Origin of the sequence: Romboutsia maritimum, assembly GCF_002251085.2 — a bacterium.
GTDB lineage: Bacteria > Bacillota > Clostridia > Peptostreptococcales > Peptostreptococcaceae > Romboutsia_B > Romboutsia_B maritimum.
On the sequence record NZ_NOJZ02000033.1, the window covers coordinates 1 to 14756 of the forward strand.

Consider the following 14756-nt stretch of genomic DNA (forward strand, 5'->3'; position numbering starts at 1 on the left):
TCTATATACATGGTGTATGTCTTTTATCTAACGAAATACTTGTATAACAATGATTTAATTATCAGACTTAAAAGTATTACTATATCAAATATTTCAATAAAGTTATTGGATGATTTTTTGTCTAGTTTATTTATAGTAATTATTATTTTATCTATTACTTTAATAAGAAAACAATCATTAAGCACAATAGGAATAACAAAAAATAATAGTATACTTGTTTTTATATTATTAGCTGTATATTTTGGAATATTTTTTATCAAGGGGGATTTTTCATTAATAGGGATATACAAATGCTTTTTCTATTTGATGGTTGTATCTTTTTCGGAGGAACTTATTTTTAGAGGTTACTTATTTACAGCACTAGATAGAGAAATACCTACATATTTAGCAGTTTTAATTAGTGGCATAATGTGGGGGGCTATGCATGCTTTTATTCCAATTATTATAAATAACTATTCTGTTATGAAATCAGTTAGTGCTATTTGCTCAGAACTTGGAGGCGGAATTGTATTTGGTGGAATATATATTTTAATATATAAAAAGAGTAAATCTTTGATAATTCCAATTATGATACATGCAATCTTAGATTTTATAAATGTATTATTTTAGATAAGTATTTTTTGATATAATGCGAAGTAAAGATATTTTAAACATCATATAGATAAATTATGAATTTGGAAGGGGGATATATTTGAGATTTAATAAGTTAATACCTGAATTAACAGTATTTAATATAGAAGAAACAAGAAATTTTTATTTAAATATTTTAGGTTTTAAATTGGAGTATGATAGGGGAGAAGATAATTTTATTTTCGTATCTTTTGAAAATAGTCAATTTATGTTTGAACAATTGCATGATGATGGATGGAATATAGGCAAGATGGAATATCCTTTAGGAAGAGGAATTAATTTTTCTATTGAAGTTAAAGATATTGATAGTTTATATGATAAAGTGACTAGCTATAATGTTACTCCTTTTAGAAAATTAATGAGTAGTGATTATAAAGTAGGAGATAAGATAATTGAACAAAAAGAATTTTTAATACAAGATCCTAATGGTTATCTATTAAGATTTACAGACTAGTCTAGATTATAAATTCCAATTTGGAAGGGGGATAATATGGATGAATACAGCAAAATTTCTAGAAATATTAACAGTAGCAGAAAAACTAAAATGTAATACTAGGCACTCATGGACATCGAGTGGACGCCATGAAAGTGTAGCAGAACATAGCTGGCGTATCGCATTAATGGCATTATTAATGCGTGATGAATTTCCAAAGATTGATATGGACAAGGTAATTCATATGTGTTTGATTCATGATTTAGGGGAAGCCTTTACTGGTGATATTCCTACTTTTGAGAAGAAAGAAGAAGATAGTGAAAAAGAGGATGAGATATTTTTCCAATGGATTGCAACTTTCCCTACTCCTTATCGTGAGGAATTAACAGAGCTTTTAAAGGAAATGAATGAACGTAAGACTGATGAAGCGAAACTTTACAAAGCATTAGATAATTTAGAAGCAGTCATTCAGCATAATGAGGCGGATATTAGTACTTGGATTGAGTTAGAATATGACTTACAGTTCACTTATGGTGCGGATAAGGTTGAATTCTCATCTTATTTAAAAGAGCTGAAGAAAGAAATAGACAAAAAAACGACAGAAAAAATAGCTCAAAAGAATAAATCTTAGTTACTTAGAATAAATAACAGTGCCTATCTCACAAGCGAGGATGCTAATTTTAATTAGTAGTGCAAGTTATGGCAAACGTATCACAAAGTAAGCTAACATAGCCTAAATAAAAAATAAGAACTTAATTACTCTAAGTTCTTATTTTTTTCTATTATAATTTTACCATTTTCGAATTTAGCATTTATAACTCTGTAATCTTATGTTTACCCATTTCAGTTATCCATGAAATAGGAAGTATAACCCTAGCAGTTAGACTTCCACGCCCACTCTTGTTAAATGATACTTTTAAATTTATTTACAAATTTACATTTTTTATGTACAAGTAGTGATTTAAATAAACTTATATAGGGTACTTATAGTAATATAAAAAATGAAATATTTGAAGTTTTAAATAAATCATATTGCAATGTTACATAAATAAGAAGGGGAAAAATGAATATGAAATTTTATGATTTTACAGCAAAAAAAATGAATAATCAAGAAATACAAATGGATGAATATAAAGGTAAAGTAGTTTTAGTTGTAAATACTGCTAGTAAGTGTGGATTAACACCTCAGTTTAAAGAATTAGAAGAATTATATAAGCAATACAAAGAACAAGGTTTTGAAATTTTAGGATTTCCTTGTAATCAGTTTGCTCATCAAGATTCAGGAAGTAATAAAGAAATACATGAATTTTGCTTAATAAACTATGGAGTTACTTTTACTATGTTTGAAAAAATAGATGTAAATGGTGAACATGAACATCCTTTATATAAATATTTAAAAAGTGAAGTAAAGGGATTATTAAGTAATAAAATAAAATGGAACTTTACTAAGTTCTTAATAGATTCACACGGAAATGTAATCAAAAGATATGCTCCAACAGTATCTCCATTAAAGATAAAAGTTGATATTGAAAATTTATTAAAAAAATAAATATAAATAAAGTTTCATGCAAAACAATAAAATAAAAAAAGAGTGTAATTTATGAAATTAAGTGATTTCAATAGATACACTCTTTTTTTGTTTTTAACCATTCTCTAAATTTGAATTTTAGGAATAGTTTAGGAGGTTAGTCTTTAAATATAAATATGTCATATATATTTGACATATTTATATTTAAAGTGTTAATATAGTCACATATATATGACTTTTCAGGTAGGTGAGGTTATGAATAATATAAAAAAGTATAGAACTTTAGCTAAGATATCTCAATTAGAATTAGCAAAAAAAGTTGGTGTAGCAAGACAAACTATAAATTTAATTGAAAATCAAAAATATAATCCATCTCTAGAGCTATGTATTAAGATTGCAAAGGCTTTAGGAACTGACTTAAATACACTATTTTGGATTAATATGGAGGAGGATTAAAAATTATGAAAAGACTAGAAGAAAAACTATTTAAACACTACATAGGTTATTTAGAGGAAAGAGATGAGTACCAACAAAGTGTAATCTATAAAACTCTTGCAAAAGCAAATATGTATTCATTTTATTTAATTTCGCTTTTAATGATGGTTAGCCTTATTTTTGATTCTGTTAATCATAGATTTACATTTGGTACAGTTGCTTTATTTTTTATTCAGCAATTTAATGCTTATTATGTTTCAATCAAATTGAGAAAAAGTGGCGTTGATACAACAGAATTTGATGATAATACTACATACTTAATACAGTTAAAAAAATTAAAAAAACAAGCAAGAATGGCTGGAATACAATGGGGACTTTCGATGCTTATAATGATGGATTATATTTTTCCGGCACTTGAGGGAGAAAAAATTAAATTAGATTTGATTTCAGTTATTGTATGGACTTGTGGAGGGGCTTTGTTTGGAGGAGTTATGTACCTTTTTGGAAAACTAAAGTTGACAAGAGTTGATAATAATAACTAGCCCTTAAAGTGAAATTTTAGGAATAGTTATATGTAAAATATTAAGGAGAGATAGCGTTCTTAGATAAATTATAACTTCTTGTATGTTGGATTTAGTTTATAACTAAAATAATAAAGCATTAAATATATATTTAATATTAATTTAATATACATTTAAAAAAGATTTAATATACATTAAATATAAAAAAGTAAGTTAACTGGCTAAAAAGTATATAACCTTAAAACATATTTAGCTTTCAAATGAGTTTTTAGAGAATTCTAAAAACTTATTTGTATAAAAATTTTTATATGATAGAATATATTAAAAAGGAGTATAAAAAAATGAAAAATATATTATTTGTAACAGATTTATATTATAAAGCAAATGGCAGAAATTATTATGAAGAGGATTTTTTTATAACATCAAAATTAAGAAAAGATTTTAAGTTAGTTATTTGTAATCCTAAAGATATGAATACATTTACTCAAGACTTTGATTTGACTATATTTAGAAATGCAGGACCTGTTTCTAATTTTCCAAAGGAATATAATCAATTTAGAGAAAGTATAAAATTACATAATTTAAAAACATATAACTCTTTTGATGGAAAAGGAGATATGAATGGTAAAGATTATTTAATAGAGTTAACTAACTTAGGTTATCCTGTAATAAATACGATTGATTCTATTAATAACTTTGATAAGTTACCGAAAGTATCAAAGTATGTTATAAAGCCAAAAGATGGAGCAGATTCAATAGGTATGGAATTTTTAAACGAAGATGAATTGTATAAAAAAATATCTAAAGAAGACAAAAATACACTAATTCAACCTGCTATAGATTTCGAGTATGAGGTATCTTTTTATTTTATAGATAAAGAATTCCAATATGCTCTATATGCACCTGATAAAAGCAAGAGATGGGAATTAAAAGAGTACAGTGCTACCGAAGAAGATTTAGAATTTGCTATGAAATTTATTGAATGGAATAATATAAATCATGGAATTCAAAGAATAGATGCTTGTAGAAATAAAACGGGTGAGCTTTTACTTGTAGAATTAGAAGATTTAAATCCATATCTTTCAGTTTTAGAATTATCAATTGAACTTCAAAATAAATTTATAAACTCATTAAAAAAATCTATTAAAAAAGTCTTAGAATGTAATTAATTTTAAATGTTAAATCTGATAAAATTTTACTGAAAAAATAATTTACCTTTGAAATTAAAGTATTATAAATTTTAAAAAGCCTATTTTGATAGGTGTATTTGTAGTATTTAAATTAAGGAGAGTAAATTATAGTTTTTACTCTTATTTAGTGTACCTATTATTATAATAGTCTCTCCTTATATTTGAGTACAATTAAGGAGGGATTTTTTTATGCAATTAGTAAATATGTCATTTTTACTTAGTAGAGCATGGTGTTCTGTTTTATAGACTTGATTATAAATATATGAATTGATATACTTATAATTTTAGGAGGTTTAAAAATGCAAATTAGAATATACAATAAACTCAATGATTTCAATGAAATAATTGAATTGTTTTATAATACAGTTCATAATGTTAATTCTAAAGATTATAATAAGGAACAGCTTAATGCATGGGCTCCAAAAAATATAGACAAGCCTAGATGGTTTAGAACACTTTCTGAGCATTATTCGATTGTAGCAGAACTTGATGGAACTATAATTGGATTTGGAGATATAGATTCTAATGGATATTTAGATAGATTATTTGTTCATAAAGATTATCAAGGAATCAAAGTTGCAACACATTTAGTTAAGAACTTAGAACAATATGCAATTAATAATGGAGTTGAAATTATATCAACGGAGGCATCTATAACTGCTAGACCTTTTTTTGAAAAACAAGGGTATAAAGTTATAGAACAACAAAGAGTCGAAATACGTGGTCAAAATTTAACTAATTTTAAAATGATTAAATCGTTGTAGAGCATAGTTAGATGCGCTGTATAAAAAGTATAATAATTTTGTTAACATAGCGAAGGGGTGAGATATAAGTTCCACCGACAGTTGCAGGAATGATTTTTTACCTGCATGGAGGAGAACTTATACTCCCCCAAAGCGATAAGTTAACCACAAAATTCCATTTTTCAACAACTTTACATTTAACTCAATTCTTTATTAACTAATTCCTTACATACACCTATGAAGAATTGTAAGATGTATGTGCAGCACATAAATTCACAAGTTGACCCCGTGTTAATTTAATGTTAGCAAAATTCTTGTATTTTCGTAACTTTCAATTTGAAAATACACTTATATTTTTATTTTTGAGGTATATTGTTATTTTTTAAATATAGATTTAATTGATTTTTTTGATTTTCAAAACTTTCACTATTATATTTTCCTGTAAAACCATAATATTCGCCAAAATTCATATCTGTTTTTAATGAGTATGTTAATTCAAGGCCTATTAAATTATTATATTGGATGAAGAGTAGTTCATCATTATTGTTGTCAGTATAAATTAACAGCTTTTCATTATCAATTTTAAATGTGTAAGCATTTGAATCTTTATCTTTTCCCTTTACCTCTTCTGATACTTTAATGCCAATTAATTCTTCTAGATTTTTCTTTGTAAATGATTTTGAAGATTTACTTTTTTCACATATATCTATATATTTTGTCTGAAGGGTAGTATATTCAACTTTTTTATCACATCCTGAAAATATAAATCCTAAAAAAGATATAGTTAATAATATTAATAGTACTTTTCTATTTTTGTTTAAAAGCACAATTTCATCTCCTTATATTCTATTTTTCATCTTATTTATTATTTCGACTTTATTTTATTTGTACCTTTATTTTATTTGTATCTTTTATTAAATAAATCAAATCTATAGTTTATTATAAAATTCAAATTAATATCTAATTTATAACCTTAAGTTCGGGGTACACCCATTGAAGGTGGGACGACTCTAGACATCTTGATATAATCGGTTTTAACCCTTTCCATTCATATATTTGTATTTTGCGGTATCAATCAGTGGTATATCTAAAATTACAATTTATTTATTAAGACATATTCATTTTGAGATAGATGAATTTTATCCTATATTTGTTATGGGAATTGCAGTATTATCTTATGCTTTAAGTGAGAATTTCGGAGGAAATGGATACTTATCTGTATATATGACTGGTCTTATGATAGGTAATAGCAAAATACCACATAAGAAAAGTATGTTTCAATTCTTTAATGGATTATCGTGGATTATGCAAATAATGTTATTCTTTATATTAGGACTGTTATCATTTCCATCTAAAATATCGTATGTAATGCTAAAAGGGATTTCTATATCTGTATTTATGATTTTTATAGCAAGACCAATCGCAATTTTTAGTATATTAAGTTGGTTTAAAATTCCTTTAAAACAACAAGCTTTTGTATCTTGGGTAGGTCTTAGAGGTGCTGCTTCAATAGTTTTTGCAATATATGCAGTAACTTATGGAGTTCCTATTCAAAGTGATATTTTTCATATCGTATTTTTTGTTGCGTTGTTCTCTGTTGCAATACAAGGGACACTTTTACCTACTGTAGCTAAAAAACTTGATTTAATTGATGATGAGTCGCCAGTATTAAAAACCTTTAATGATTATAGAGAAGAAATAAGCACAAAGTTGTTAGAAATAACAATTCAACATAATAGTAGTATTACAAATAAAACTATTATGGATTCAAATATACCTGAGGATATTCTTATCGTAATGATAAAGCGTAACGGAGAAGTGTTGATTCCAAATGGATCTACTTACATTCTTCCTCAAGATGTATTAGTTATAGCTGGAAATAATTTTGATGGATTAAATGATTTATTAAGTAACAGTAATTAAAATTTGCGTATGTAAATAAATTTGTGCTACAGAATATTAACTTATATGAGTTTTAAAGGTGGAAGTTCTAAAACTTGTTTAAACTTAAATTTAATACATCAATTTTGTTTTAATTGTCTTGAGTAAAAAGTGGTATAAAGTTAAAAATGCTAAGTAATATGGTGATTATAATAAGGAACAGCTTAATGCATAGCGAAGGGGTGAGATATAAGTTCCACCGACAGTTGCAGGAAAGATTTTTATCTGCATGGAGGAGAACTTATACTCAGCCCAAGCTATAAGTTAACTACAAAATTCTATTTTGCAACAACTTGACATTTAACTCCATCCTTTATTAACTAATTCTAAAGCTGATTTAATACTTTCTTTTTCACTTTCACTTAAATTAGATTCCTTTAATTTGGATTCAAATTCTTTTTTAAGGCACATAGTACTAGGCATATAGAAATTTTTTCCAGATTTTTTATCCATTAATCTTTCGTCATCTTTTTTATCATTAAGTTTTTTATATCTATTTAATAAATCGGCTTCTTCTTCTACTGATAATTGTCTATATGAATCGTTATAACCGTTAAATGCTAAATCAAATACCCTATATTTATTTAAATCCGTATATTCATATATCTTCTCAAAATTATCTATTAAGATATCTTGTTTAAAACATTGCTTTTCTTTATTTTCTTCACTCCATAATTTGTTAATTGTAAAAAACTCATTTAACTGATAACTTATATTGGTCTGGCTGATAAATTCTCCACCAGGATTAATAAAATAATTAATATAATTTAAATACTTCATCATTTTTATTTGCTTTATTAAATTATTTTTTTCAGACATATTACTATAAAGACCATTTACAAACCCAACTAATTGATAATCCTCTTTCCCTAGAAATTGTCTTGTTTGTAGTTCATAATCACTTTTTTCTAATCCTTTGAAGTTATCATCAACTAATTTATCTCTTACTTTAACTAAGTCACGAACGCTCATATTTTTATATTCTTTAGTTTCATAATCCCATGTATGAGTATACGTATCTTTATTACCTGAAGAGTTACATCCAACAAATATTAAAGATATTATCATGCTCATACATACAATAATTGTTTTTTTCATAATATTTTATTATCCTCCTTTTTTTACATATCTTTATCTATTTAGATATATTTTTAAATAATCCTTTATAATTCTCAAATAATCATTATATTCCATTAGTAATTTCAGTAGTAGTTACTGATATCTAAACTTTGCATTTTATGAATTTTTATATACATTTTATTAAACTGAATGAATAAAATTCATTGAATTTAATTCATTCAAATGATATACTATATCTATAATGATAAAAGGGGGCTTGATAAAATGGTACGAATTTCAAAGGCGCCAGAAGTTCGCAAACAGGAAATATTAGATACAGCAATGAGAGTATTTTATACAAAAGGATATGAATCAACTTCTATGGCTGACATAGCAAAGGAAATGAATGTGGTACCAGGATTATGTTATCGCTACTTTAAATCTAAACAAGAACTTTTTGAAACTGCAATGGATCAGTATGTTAAAGAATGTGGAGAAAAATTTTTAACAGTTATCTGTGATGATAAAAAAACATTAACAGAACGTATGGATGATATGACTAAATTGATGCTAATGCAAGAAGATAATAGTAGGTATCATGATTTTTACCATAAAATTGGAAATGAAATGTTACATGAGCAGCTTATAATAAAAATTGCAAAATATTTAATTCCAAGTTTATGCAAAGAGTTTGAAAAGCTATGTGAAAAAGGAGAAATCCATATTGAAAATGTTGAAATTCTGACTAATTTTATTATGTACGGACAAATAGGTGTTTTGTCATGTGAAGATATTTCCATGGAGGAAAAAATAAAACAAATTCGTGGATTTATAAATTTAATATTAGGAACAAAAGAATAATATGAGATATTGTCTATATATTATATAGATATGTAATAAAATATCCCTAATAAAGTATTGCTATAATGCAATATTTTGTTAGGGTAAAAAAATACTTTACGAATGAATTAAATTCATTGAATTAAATTCATTAAAAAATATAAATATAGAAAGAAGAAGATTAAAGTGAATAATAAGTTAGAAAAAAATTTTACAACAGGTAATACAACAAAAAAACTAATAGGAGTTACCATTCCATTACTTATAGCATTCATATTTAGCATGGCATACAACATAGTTGACAGTCTTTGGGTTGGAAATTTATTGGGCGAAAAAGCAATGGCAGCACTTACTGTATCAATGCCACCTATACTCTTAACTATTTCTATTGCAATGGGAGCCACTAATGGAGTAGCAATTTTGTTATCAAAATATATTGGAGCAAAGGATAAAGAAAATGAAAATAAAGTGATTTCTACTTCTTTTATAGCTGCAATTATTTTTAGCATAAGTTTAACTACTATTTGTGAAGTTGGTGCAAAAACTATTTTAAATCTTTTAAATACACCAAGTGAGATATATTCTATGGCAAAAGATTATCTTATTTTATATATGATAGGATATGTCTTTGTATTTATGTATTTATATTTTACTGCTGTATTACGTAGTTTTGGCAATACAACTATGCAAATGATTTCTATTATTGCATGTACTATACTTAATCTGATTTTAGATCCTATTTTTATTAATAAAATGGGACTAAGAGGAGCAGCAATTGCAACTTTATTGTCTCAAGTAATTATGATGATAATTATGATTGGATATATTATTAAGAAAAAGTTAATTGTAATTGATTTTAAGTTATTTGATAAAAATTCGTTAAAAGAACTTGCACTAAAAGCAATTCCATCCATTATTCAACAAAGTATTCCTGCAATTAGCACAAGTTTTATTACTTACTTAGTTAGTGTATTTGGAGTACTACCTATAGCTGCATTTGGTATTTCAGGAAAATTGGAAACAATTTTATTTTATCCTGCTATGGCACTTAACATGACAATTACTACTTGTACTGGTCAATGCTTTGGTGCTAAAAATATAAAAAAATCAAAAGAATATCTTAAATCTGGAATATTATTAGGTATCGGATTTTTAACTGTATTAACAATTATAGTAGTGTTCTTTTCAAAAAATTTAGCACAAATATTTGGAGCAGGTGAGAGTGTTAAAAATTTAGTTAAAGTTTATTTTTCAATTATTTCAGTTGGATATATTTTTAATGTTATTACTAACTGCATCCTTGGAGCGATAAATGGTTTTGGAAAACCAATGTCAGCTATGTTCTTAATGATTTTCTACTATATTATTGTTCGTATGCCATTAGCAAAGATATTATCTATGAATAAATTAGGATTAGATGGAATTTGGACTGCTGTTTTAATAAGTCATATTGCAGCATCTATAGCATCAATTTTCTATTTTAAAATATTATTAAAAAAAGATAATATCAAATTTGATATGGAGTTAATTTGATATTATTTATAGACTATAAGTTAGATATAAGGTAAAATAGTATTCTTAGATAAATTCTAGATTTTTGAAAAGTAAAGGCTGCACAACTTTAATTTTAGTTGTGTAGCTTTTTGCATGTCTGATAAAGTTTATAAATAAAACAAAAAATATATATTAAAAATATATTTAATATATATTAAATATGTGGTAAAATTTATATTAAATAAAGATTAAATATTAATTTAATCTTAAAAAGGAGTGAGTTAATTGGCTGAAAATCAAACAATCTTAACACATATGAGTTTTAAAGGTGGAAGTTCTAAAACTTGTTTAAACTTAAATTTCATACATCAATTTTGCTTTAATTATCCTGATAAAAAAGTATTATTTATAGATGCTGACCCGCAATCAAATGCATCAGTATTTTTATTAGGAGAAGAAGTTATACAATCAGATATATATACTTTAAAAGATGGACTTGAAAGTAATGTAGGTCTTGATAAATTAATTATAAAATCTCCATTAGATAAATTTAAAAATTTAGATATAATAGCAAGTAATATAGACATGGTTACACTTGAGTTAATACTTAATACAAAAGCTGGAAAAGAATATACACTATTAAATTATTTAACAGATGATAAAAACTTAGATGTTTTATCAGAGTATGATTTAATAGTTTTTGATTTGAATCCTGCTATATCAGTTTTAAATACAAATGTATTTATATGCTGTACAGATATAATACCTATCATAAATTATGGATGTTATAGTACTTTAACTGGTTATGATCTTTTAGTAAAAACTTATGGTGATATTAAAAAAGCACTTAGAATTGATAAGGAAGATATAAGAAAGCCAGTTATAACTAAATTTGAAAAGCAAGAAAATAATAAGATAAAAATGTGGCTTGAATGTGCTGATCAAAAAGGAATTTTAGGAAATACATTTAAACAAACAATGAGAAAATCAGTTCATTATGAAAATTCAATTTTATACAATGAGCCTATAAGTGAGTATGTAAAAGTTAAAGAAAGAAAGATAAAAACTGATATAACTAACGAAATGACAGAGCTTATAAATGAATATATAGATGAAAATTTAATAACTATTTAATTTAATTTAGTCATGATTTAATTAGTATTTAAAAATGATTTAATTAATATTTAAAAACTATTAAACTGTAATTTAAAAAAGATTAAATATACATTAAATAATAATTAAAAAGTTATTTAATAAGAAAGGAATATAATATGAGCGTTGAAAATCCAATGTTAAACAAGAAAAATAGTTTACTAAACATAAAGCAAAAGGTAGAAGAAAAATCAACAGGACAAGAGTTTATAGAGTCTAAAAATAATAATATAAATGTACTTGATTTGATAAATACACCTAAGAAAAAAGAAGAGAAAGTTATGATTGGAATCAAGTTAAAAAAAGATATTGCTGATAAAGTTAAATCTTTTTCTTATGAAAATAACATGACTGTATCAGAGGTTCTAGAAGATATAGTATGTAAGATGTTTAATGAAGTTGAATTAAATGAAGATGCACTAAGAGATTATGAGGAAAAGTATAAAAAGAAATCAAAGAAGTCTAAGAAATAAATAAAAAAATTCATAGATTAAATACAGATTAAACAATGATTAAATATATATTTAATCATTGTTTAATTTTGAAAATAAAGTAATAGAAAATCACTTTGGATAATTTAGCAACCATAATTATGATAGTTACATATTGGCTCTTCCCACCAACCAAAGGCAAACTTCACATTATCGAATACAACAGGTAAAAAGTCTCCAATATAAACAAAAAGAGATTGTCCAGGTGGGAGAATAATTTGTCCTCCATCAACCACTAAAGTTGAATATGGAGAAACTATTCTACTAAAAATAGGTACACCACCACTTGGAGGTTGAGTAGTTGTAGTTAAATATTTAATTTTACCGCTAGGAGTTGGTTCAGGAACAATAGAAAGGTTAGCACAACTAACCAAATCACTAACTAATGCTCCCTTTACTTTAGATTTTAGATAAAATTCAGCTGATAAATTAAGGTTTGAAATATTTGTTATAGTTATAGCATTTACATAAATGTTTACATTTGAAGTAGTTGGATTTGAAAGTCCTGCTAAAGCATGTTTATCTTTACCAGTTAATAAAGGTGTCTGACCAATGAAATATCTGCCTTTTTTAGATTGATATAATGGATATGGAAGGGATATTTCAGTTATATTTTTTTGATTAGAACATTGCATTACAATCACCTACGTAGATAAATTTTAGGAAAAATATTCTTCCTTATTTCTATAATATTCATAACAAGAAATTATGTTATAAATTTTTAGTTTTTTATAGATTTTTATATTACAATTGCTTAAAAAAAGCAGATTATTGTAAGAAATTCAAAAGACTTATATCAAATACTTTGTAAGATTTAACAATTAACATATATCTATAATAAGTTTTTAAATAAATAGGGGTAAACAATAAAAATCAATTATTTTGATACAAGGGATGGATAAAATGGCTATATTAGAAACTAAAAATTTATGTAAAATATATGGAAATAAAGATACAAAGATAGAAGCATTAAGAAATTTAAATATTAGTATAAATAAAGGCGAATTTGTTGCAATAATAGGACCAAGTGGTAGTGGAAAATCTACAATACTACATTTATTAGGAGGTATAGAGCGTCCTAATGGAGGAACTATAAATGTAAATAATATAGATATAAATACTCTCTCAGACAAGCAACTTGCAAAGTATAGAAGAACAGAAGTAGGAGTTGTATTTCAACAATTAAATTTAATGCCAATGCTTAATGTTAAAGAGAATATAGAACTGCCATTAATGATGGGAGAAGAAAATATAGACCAAGATTATATAAATGAGTTGATAAATACGTTAGGTCTTGATAAAAGAAAAAATCATCTTCCAAGTCAATTATCAGGAGGACAACAGCAAAGGGTTGCAATAGGACGAGCTTTAGCTGCTAAGCCAAGTATAATCTTAGCAGATGAACCAACGGGTAATTTAGATAGTAAAACTGCTCAAGAAGTAATGGAGCTTTTGAAAATGTCTAGTAAAAAGTTTAATCAAACCCTACTTGTTATAACACATGATGAAAATATCGCTAAAAAAGCGGATAGGGTTATTCATATAGTTGATGGAGAGATAAAGAAATTAGAAAATAATATATAGTACAGGAATATGTGTTTAACATAATGTAAGATCTACACAACTTTAAAGTGTACCCTTTGTCAAGGACAATAAAAAAAAAGACTATTTATGCAGCTGCAAGATGATCCCTATATTGAGTAGGGGTCATCTTACTTAAATTCCATTGATACCTATAATTATTATAGTAATTCATATATTCATCTACCTCTTTTTTTACATCTTCTAAACTATTACAATTTTTAAAGTCTACCTCATCTTTAAAATGTCCAAAGAATGACTCCTGCGGAGCATTATCCCAACAATTTCTCCTTCTAGACATAGATTGTCCTATTCCTATTGATTTAACTTTCATTTGAAACTTAGGACTTGTATAGGCCAACCTGCGTTTTTTTCGGAATTTTTGATCGAACTCCAGCCAAACTTAGTAATACCAATGAATTTATCAATTTAATACGATAGATTCTTTTTTTATATCTTGAATAAAGAAAAGGTCAATAAAGTTAGAATATTATTGACCTCATAAAATAATATCAAATCATGGTCAATAAATTACTAAAATAGTTATTTATTGACCTTAGTCATGTTTATTTAAATAATAATGTACCAAAATCAATATCTGTAATAAAATAGTACCTATGAGGATGTGAGTATATGACATATGGATATTGTAGAGTGAGTACAAAACATCAAAGTCTTCATAGACAAATAGATGCATTAGCTAATTATGGTATAAATG

The 14756-nt window shown here is 25.7% G+C and carries 18 protein-coding genes and 1 pseudogene; 15 read left to right on the forward strand and 4 right to left on the reverse strand.

Annotated features, from left to right (window positions below; genetic code table 11):
• The 8 genes from CHF27_RS12250 to CHF27_RS12290 form a co-directional block, all read left to right on the forward strand.
• On the forward strand, nt 1-609 hold a 609-nt coding region (locus CHF27_RS12250; protein ID WP_147294089.1), incomplete at its 5' end, for a CPBP family intramembrane glutamic endopeptidase.
• A gap of 82 nt (nt 610-691) precedes the next feature.
• Nucleotides 692-1084: a bleomycin resistance protein gene (locus CHF27_RS12255; RefSeq protein WP_095405261.1), complete on the forward strand. Its 393-nt coding sequence runs from the start codon at nt 692-694 to the stop codon at nt 1082-1084.
• A 40-nt stretch (nt 1085-1124) separates the two neighbouring features.
• Nucleotides 1125-1694, forward strand: a complete 570-nt coding sequence (locus CHF27_RS12260) for an HD domain-containing protein (protein WP_095405260.1) — start codon at nt 1125-1127, stop codon at nt 1692-1694.
• Between the two features lie 438 nt (nt 1695-2132).
• A complete protein-coding gene (locus CHF27_RS12270) occupies nt 2133-2612 on the forward strand; it encodes a glutathione peroxidase (protein WP_095405259.1) in 480 nt (159 codons plus the stop codon).
• A gap of 234 nt (nt 2613-2846) precedes the next feature.
• Nucleotides 2847-3047, forward strand: a complete 201-nt coding sequence (locus CHF27_RS12275) for a helix-turn-helix transcriptional regulator (protein WP_095405258.1) — start codon at nt 2847-2849, stop codon at nt 3045-3047.
• Between the two features lie 5 nt (nt 3048-3052).
• The gene (locus tag CHF27_RS12280; RefSeq protein ID WP_095405257.1) at nt 3053-3568 is read left to right on the forward strand and encodes a DUF3278 domain-containing protein; all 516 of its coding nucleotides are present in this window, start codon (nt 3053-3055) and stop codon (nt 3566-3568) included.
• 320 nt (nt 3569-3888) lie between these two features.
• Entirely contained in the window at nt 3889-4716 is an 828-nt protein-coding gene (locus CHF27_RS12285; RefSeq protein ID WP_095405256.1) for a hypothetical protein, read from the forward strand.
• Between the two features lie 320 nt (nt 4717-5036).
• Nucleotides 5037-5501, forward strand: a complete 465-nt coding sequence (locus CHF27_RS12290) for a GNAT family N-acetyltransferase (protein WP_095405255.1) — start codon at nt 5037-5039, stop codon at nt 5499-5501.
• Between the two features lie 335 nt (nt 5502-5836).
• On the opposite strand, the gene CHF27_RS12295 is transcribed toward CHF27_RS12290, so the two are convergent.
• Entirely contained in the window at nt 5837-6307 is a 471-nt protein-coding gene (locus CHF27_RS12295) for a hypothetical protein (protein ID WP_095405254.1), read from the reverse strand.
• Between the two features lie 229 nt (nt 6308-6536).
• On the opposite strand from CHF27_RS12295, the gene CHF27_RS12300 reads away from it, so the two are divergent.
• Nucleotides 6537-7403, forward strand: coding sequence for a cation:proton antiporter domain-containing protein (locus CHF27_RS12300; RefSeq protein ID WP_330409799.1), 867 nt, complete (start codon nt 6537-6539; stop codon nt 7401-7403).
• A 318-nt stretch (nt 7404-7721) separates the two neighbouring features.
• Here CHF27_RS12300 and CHF27_RS12305 read toward each other — a convergent pair whose 3' ends face one another.
• On the reverse strand, nt 7722-8519 hold the full coding sequence (locus CHF27_RS12305; protein WP_095405252.1) for a hypothetical protein: 798 nt from the start codon (nt 8517-8519) through the stop codon (nt 7722-7724).
• A 246-nt stretch (nt 8520-8765) separates the two neighbouring features.
• Here CHF27_RS12305 and CHF27_RS12310 point away from each other — a divergent pair, with 246 nt between their 5' ends.
• The 4 genes from CHF27_RS12310 (at nt 8766) to CHF27_RS12325 (ending at nt 12439) form a co-directional block, all read left to right on the forward strand.
• The gene (locus CHF27_RS12310; protein ID WP_095405251.1) at nt 8766-9341 is read left to right on the forward strand and encodes a TetR/AcrR family transcriptional regulator; all 576 of its coding nucleotides are present in this window, start codon (nt 8766-8768) and stop codon (nt 9339-9341) included.
• 165 nt (nt 9342-9506) lie between these two features.
• Nucleotides 9507-10853 carry an MATE family efflux transporter gene (locus CHF27_RS12315; RefSeq protein ID WP_095405250.1) on the forward strand — a complete coding sequence of 449 codons (1347 nt, stop codon included), beginning with the start codon at nt 9507-9509 and terminating at the stop codon, nt 10851-10853.
• 246 nt (nt 10854-11099) lie between these two features.
• Entirely contained in the window at nt 11100-11948 is an 849-nt protein-coding gene (locus CHF27_RS12320; RefSeq protein WP_095405249.1) for a ParA family protein, read from the forward strand.
• 137 nt (nt 11949-12085) lie between these two features.
• Nucleotides 12086-12439, forward strand: coding sequence for a hypothetical protein (locus CHF27_RS12325; protein ID WP_095405248.1), 354 nt, complete (start codon nt 12086-12088; stop codon nt 12437-12439).
• A gap of 104 nt (nt 12440-12543) precedes the next feature.
• Here the strand turns inward: CHF27_RS12325 and CHF27_RS12330 are convergent, their stop codons facing one another.
• The gene (locus tag CHF27_RS12330) at nt 12544-13092 is read right to left on the reverse strand and encodes a DUF6143 family protein (protein ID WP_095405247.1); all 549 of its coding nucleotides are present in this window, start codon (nt 13090-13092) and stop codon (nt 12544-12546) included.
• Between the two features lie 268 nt (nt 13093-13360).
• Between CHF27_RS12330 and CHF27_RS12335 the strand changes: the two genes are divergently transcribed.
• Entirely contained in the window at nt 13361-14041 is a 681-nt protein-coding gene (locus tag CHF27_RS12335) for an ABC transporter ATP-binding protein (protein WP_095405334.1), read from the forward strand.
• 85 nt (nt 14042-14126) lie between these two features.
• On the opposite strand, the pseudogene CHF27_RS12340 reads toward CHF27_RS12335, so the two are convergent.
• Nucleotides 14127-14393: pseudogene (locus tag CHF27_RS12340) on the reverse strand (IS3 family transposase); the annotation flags it as partial.
• Between the two features lie 278 nt (nt 14394-14671).
• Here CHF27_RS12340 and CHF27_RS14755 point away from each other — a divergent pair.
• The coding region (locus tag CHF27_RS14755) for a recombinase family protein (RefSeq protein WP_158534766.1) at nt 14672-14756 on the forward strand (85 nt) is incomplete at its 3' end.

What these genes read in the sequence shown, in the direction of transcription:
- CHF27_RS12310 (WP_095405251.1), top strand. Translation starts at nt 8,766, where the DNA reads ATGGTACGAATTTCAAAGGCGCCAGAAGTTCGCAAACAGGAAATATTA.
- CHF27_RS12325 (WP_095405248.1), top strand. Translation starts at nt 12,086, where the DNA reads ATGAGCGTTGAAAATCCAATGTTAAACAAGAAAAATAGTTTACTAAAC.
- CHF27_RS12335 (WP_095405334.1), top strand. Translation starts at nt 13,361, where the DNA reads ATGGCTATATTAGAAACTAAAAATTTATGTAAAATATATGGAAATAAA.
- CHF27_RS12330 (WP_095405247.1), bottom strand. Translation starts at nt 13,092, where the DNA reads ATGCAATGTTCTAATCAAAAAAATATAACTGAAATATCCCTTCCATAT.
- CHF27_RS12285 (WP_095405256.1), top strand. Translation starts at nt 3,889, where the DNA reads ATGAAAAATATATTATTTGTAACAGATTTATATTATAAAGCAAATGGC.
- CHF27_RS12280 (WP_095405257.1), top strand. Translation starts at nt 3,053, where the DNA reads ATGAAAAGACTAGAAGAAAAACTATTTAAACACTACATAGGTTATTTA.
- CHF27_RS12290 (WP_095405255.1), top strand. Translation starts at nt 5,037, where the DNA reads ATGCAAATTAGAATATACAATAAACTCAATGATTTCAATGAAATAATT.
- CHF27_RS12270 (WP_095405259.1), top strand. Translation starts at nt 2,133, where the DNA reads ATGAAATTTTATGATTTTACAGCAAAAAAAATGAATAATCAAGAAATA.
- CHF27_RS12260 (WP_095405260.1), top strand. Translation starts at nt 1,125, where the DNA reads ATGAATACAGCAAAATTTCTAGAAATATTAACAGTAGCAGAAAAACTA.
- CHF27_RS12275 (WP_095405258.1), top strand. Translation starts at nt 2,847, where the DNA reads ATGAATAATATAAAAAAGTATAGAACTTTAGCTAAGATATCTCAATTA.
- CHF27_RS12305 (WP_095405252.1), bottom strand. Translation starts at nt 8,519, where the DNA reads ATGAAAAAAACAATTATTGTATGTATGAGCATGATAATATCTTTAATA.